3 protein-coding genes and 1 pseudogene are annotated in these 4,548 nt (G+C 73.5%); 2 read left to right on the top strand and 2 right to left on the bottom strand.

Features of this window, described 5'->3' with window-relative positions; genetic code table 11:
* Positions 1 to 696: pseudogene (locus HTZ82_RS28410) on the bottom strand (hypothetical protein); the annotation flags it as partial.
* A gap of 299 nt (positions 697 to 995) precedes the next feature.
* On the opposite strand from HTZ82_RS28410, the gene HTZ82_RS28405 reads away from it, so the two are divergent.
* Complete coding sequence (locus HTZ82_RS28405; RefSeq protein WP_175412245.1) at positions 996 to 1,805, top strand: NAD(P)-dependent oxidoreductase; 810 nt, start codon at positions 996 to 998, stop codon at positions 1,803 to 1,805.
* A gap of 209 nt (positions 1,806 to 2,014) precedes the next feature.
* On the opposite strand, the gene HTZ82_RS28400 is transcribed toward HTZ82_RS28405, so the two are convergent.
* On the bottom strand, positions 2,015 to 2,989 hold the full coding sequence (locus tag HTZ82_RS28400) for an AraC family transcriptional regulator (RefSeq protein ID WP_309235739.1): 975 nt from the start codon (positions 2,987 to 2,989) through the stop codon (positions 2,015 to 2,017).
* Between the two features lie 93 nt (positions 2,990 to 3,082).
* On the opposite strand from HTZ82_RS28400, the gene HTZ82_RS28395 reads away from it, so the two are divergent.
* Positions 3,083 to 4,222 (top strand): TerD family protein, encoded by a 1,140-nt coding sequence (locus HTZ82_RS28395; protein ID WP_175412246.1) that lies wholly within the window; start codon positions 3,083 to 3,085, stop codon positions 4,220 to 4,222.
* The last annotated feature ends 326 nt before the right edge of the window (positions 4,223 to 4,548 follow it).

Here is a 4,548-nt window from a genome sequence, read left to right as displayed (position 1 = left end):
GCCCCCGCCGGCCGCCCACACGGGCTCCAGGGCGTCCCGCACGGCGACGGCCAGCCGGCCGGGGTCGAGGCCCTCGCCCGCGTACCCCTCCCGGCACGCCCCGCAGAAGCACAGCGACATCAGGTACTGCGCCGCGTCCCCGAGCGGCACGCCGCCCGTCTTGTCGTGGGCGTGCAGATGGGCCAGGCCGTACCAGCCGCACGACTCCAGTTCGGTGCCCCGCGCCCCGGGCCGTACGGCGGCCTCGGCGGCCAGGTCGACCAGATGGGCCCGCACCTCGGGGCGGGCGATGCAGGGCGCCCACGGGTAGCGGTCGCCGTAGGCGTTGACCACCGACGTGCCCGGGTGCTCCGCGCCCAGCCGGGAGTTGTGGGCGAGGATCACCCAGCTGTGCACGTCGAGCCCGGCGGCCTCCAGCACCTCGGCGGCCTGCCCGTACGCGTCGCCCGGCGCCCAGTCCCCCGCCGCGTACGGGCGCAGGGAGCGCCCGGCCCAGCGCGCGGGATCGGGCGGGTAGAGCACGGCGGCGTACTCGGCGGTGACCACCCGGTGGCGGGGGTGGAGCGGGGTGAGGGCCCGGGTGGAGTGGTACGCGGAGGCCAGCGTGACCTGCCGGACGCCGAGCCCGGCGATCCGGGCGGCGGCGTCGGGGTCGCCCACGACGTCCCAGGGGTAGACGAAGGCGGACGCCCTCACCGCGTCTCCTCCCCCGCGACCGGCGCGGGCTCGCTGAGCGGCGGCAGTACGAGCAGGCCGTCCAGGCGGCCGGCGAGCGGGGGTGAGGTCACGGACACTCCCTAGGCGAAACCATCAGCCAGATATGCACATCTGACCACCATCCACATGTCTGAACCCGCCTCACGCTAGGACAGCCGGAACGGGCGGTCAACCGCGAAACGACGCCCACCAGCGACCCCTTGACGGTCCGACGGCCACCTCAATAGCGTGTCCACGCATGTGAATGATGTCCACGTATCCGCAAGGAGTGCCCGCTGATGCCCGCTGCCCGCACCGTCCTGCTGACCGGCGCCGCCGGCGGCCTCGGCACCCTGATGCGGGGGCTGCTGCCGGCCTACGGATACGAGCTGAGGCTCCTCGACATCGCCCCCGTCGAGGGCGCGCCCGACGCGATCGTCGCCGACCTCGCGGACCGGGACGCGCTGCGCGACGCGGTACGCGGCGTCGACGCGATCATCCACCTCGCGGGCATCTCCCTGGAAGCCCCCTTCGAGAAGATCCTGCGCGCCAACATCGAAGGGACCTACCACCTGTACGAGGCGGCCCGCGAGGAGGGCGTCCGCCGGATCGTCTTCGCGTCCAGCAACCACGCGGTCGGCTTCACACCGCGCCCGCGCGCGGGCGACCCGCTGATCCCGGTGGACACGCCGCGCCGCCCGGACACCTTCTACGGCCTGTCCAAGTCGTTCGGTGAGGACCTGGCGCAGCTCTACTGGGACCGGCACGGCCTGGAGACGGTGTCCGTACGGATCGGCTCCTGCTACCCCGAGCCCACGACCGTACGGATGCTGTCCGTGTGGATGAGCCCGGAGGACTGCGCCCGCCTCTTCCACGCGGCGCTCACCGCCGAGGGCGTCGGCCACACCGTGGTCCACGGCTCCTCGGCCAACACCCGCCTGTGGTGGGACCTCTCGTCGGCGCGGGCGCTCGGTTACGAGCCGCAGGACGACTCGGAGGAGTACGCGGCGAAGTTGACGGCGGACCAGGGGGAGCTGGACGACGCCAACCCGGACCACGCCCACCTGGGCGGCCACTTCTGCACCAACCCGCCACGCTGGCCGCACTGAAGGGGCGGGTCCAGCCGGATGTCACGGGGGGCGACCCGGCCGGACCCGTGACGCGGACGCGACGTACCCACGGGGGACAGACACGACCGCGTCCGCGTCTCACCACGTGACCCTAGACCCCGCTGAAACGATCAACGATCCACTGAGCGCGCCCCGCTGTCCGCAATACGCGACGCACAGCAGCACGCTGAAGCACACGGAGGCACAGCTCAGCGCCGCGCCCGCAGGGTCTGCGACGGCGTCTCGCCGAACCGCTCCCGGTAGCGCGCGGCGAACCGCCCCAGGTGCGTGAACCCCCAGCGCCACGCCACCTCACCGACCGTCAGCCCGCTGTCCGGATCGGCCGCCCGCAGCTCGTCGCGGACCCGCTCCAGGCGCACATCCCGTACGTACCCCATCGGCGTCGTCCCGAGGTACGCGCGGAACGCCTCCTGGAGCCGCCGGGCGCTCACCCGGGCGAGCCCGGCCAGCTCGGTCGCCGTGAACGGGTGCTCGGGGCGCTCCCGTACCGCGTCCATGACCCGCTTGACCGGCGCGGGGCGCAGCGAGCGCTCCGGCGCTGCGAGCTCGTCGCGGTACGGGTGGCCGGCCGCGAGGAGCAGGCCCGTGAGCAGCGCGTCCTCCAGGGACCGCACGACCAGCGGGTGCCGGGCCAGCCCGTCCGGGTCGGCCGCCTCCACGGCCAGCCGCCGCACCAGCACCGCCCAGTCGCGCCCGGGCCCGGCGGTGAGGTCCAGGGTGGGCGCGAGGGTGAGCCGGCGGCGCGGGGCGCGGCCCAGCAGGTCCTCCAGGCGGCGGCGCAGCGCGGCCGTCTCGACCTTCACGGCGATCACCCGGCAGTCGCCCGTCCACCGGTCCACGACGACCCGCCCCGCCGGATCCAGCACGTTCCCGCGCGCGGGCGTCGCCGTCGCCGGCGGCCCGCCGCCCTGCCGCAGCTCCAGGCGCCCGCTGAGCGGTACGTTCACGTGGTACGCGCCCAGCTCCCCGAAGCGCATCCGCACATCGGCGCCGCACCGCATGTCCCCGACGACCATCGCTCCCAGGCCGACGGTCTCGAAGCGCGCGGCGAACGGCCGCCCCTCCGCCTCGATGACATCCATGAAGTTGGCGTAGAACCGCGCCCCGATCTCCCGGCGCGCCTCGTCCACGTCCCCCGTGCGAAATATGGTCCTTACGGTCACGGACCGGAAGGATAGGACCCTGAGCGGAACCGGGCCGGCCGAGGGTAAGGGAACGGTAAAGCGGAGTCGCTCGTTACGTCAGTCATGACAGCTATGACCCCCGGCTCGAACATCCCCCTGTCCGCCGCGCGCGTGGCGGTGGACGTCACCGCTCCGGTGCGGCTCGACGTATCGGGCCTGCTGCTCGGCGCGGACGGCAAGGTGCGCTCGGACGACGATTTCATCTTCTACAACCAGCCGTCGGGCCCCGGCGTCGGCCACCGCTCCGGCGGCGGTGCCGCGCCCGACGCGATCACGGTGGACACGGGCGCGGTGCCCGCCGGCATCGAGAGGATCGTCGTCACGGCGAGCCCGGACGCCGCGGGCCAGACGTTCCAGGGCATCGAGCCGACCGCCACGCTCCGCGACGCCGACACCGGCGCCGTACTCGCCACGTTCACACCGCCGCAGCTCGGCGCCGAGACGGCGCTCGTGGTGATGGAGGTCTACCGGCGGGGCGGCGCGTGGAAGGCCCGCGCGGTGGGCCAGGGGTACGCGAACGGTCTCGCGGGCATCGCGACGGACTTCGGCGTCACGGTGGAAGAGGAACCCGCCCCTGCGGCGGCACCCCCGATGCCCGCGTCCCCGCCGCCGGCGCCCGCGCCGGCCGCCACCGGCAAGATCAACCTGGACAAGGGCCGCGTCAGCCTCCAGAAGAACCAGACCGTGTCCCTGGTCAAGGGCGGCCGCCCGCTGCTGTCCCAGGTCAAGATGGGCCTCGGCTGGGAGCCCGCCTACCGGGCGAAGGACATCGACCTGGACGCCTCCGTCATCGCGTACGGCCCCCAGCGCAACCACCTGGACAGCTGCTACTTCGGCAAGCTGAACATCCTGGGCGGCGCGGTCCGCCACTCCGGCGACAACCTGACGGGCGAGGGCGCCGGCGACGACGAGGTCATCACGGTCGACCTGGGCCGCCTGCCCGCGGAGGCGACGGGCCTGGTCTTCACCGTGAACTCCTTCTCGGGCCAGAAGTTCACGGAGGTCGCCAAGGCGTACTGCCGCCTCCTGGACGCCGCGACGGGCGAGGAACTGGTCCGCTTCGACCTGACGAACGCGGAGCCGCAGACGGGCGTGATGATGTGCAAGCTCATCCGCCAGTTCTCCGGGGAGTGGGAGATGACGGCGATGGGCGAATTCGTCAAGTCCCGCACGGTACGGGGCATGGTGAATCCGGCAGCAGCGTCCCTGTAGCCCACCCCCACCGGCCCCCACCGGCGGTGAGTCGCCGTACGGCGGGAGGGGACGCGTAGGGGTCGCCCCCGCAGCGATTGGCGGGTACGGCCGGGCAATCCAGGCCCGGACCCGAGCCCGCCAATCCGAGGAGGTGAGCCCCGGAGCGGCCCCGACCCACGACGCACGGGATCGCGCACCGCCCACGGGGTGACCGGGAACAGGGTGTGCGGGCGGCCGGTCCCGCTGTGCCCACCCTCCCCCAAGCTCTCGACTTCGCTCGTGCAGGGGGGACCCCCATCGCCCTGGGGGTCCCCCCTGCACGAAGTGCTTGGGGGTGGGGGTAC

Origin of the sequence: Streptomyces sp. TRM64462 (genome assembly GCF_013362995.1) — a bacterium.
Classification (GTDB): Bacteria; Actinomycetota; Actinomycetes; order Streptomycetales; family Streptomycetaceae; genus Streptomyces.
The sequence above is the reverse complement of the archived record's forward strand: the minus strand, read 5'-3'. Positions and strand labels throughout refer to the sequence as shown.

Coding starts and splice junctions, on each gene's coding strand:
- HTZ82_RS28405 (WP_175412245.1), top strand. CDS start 996: ATGCCCGCTGCCCGCACCGTCCTGCTGACCGGCGCCGCCGGCGGCCTC.
- HTZ82_RS28395 (WP_175412246.1), top strand. CDS start 3,083: ATGACCCCCGGCTCGAACATCCCCCTGTCCGCCGCGCGCGTGGCGGTG.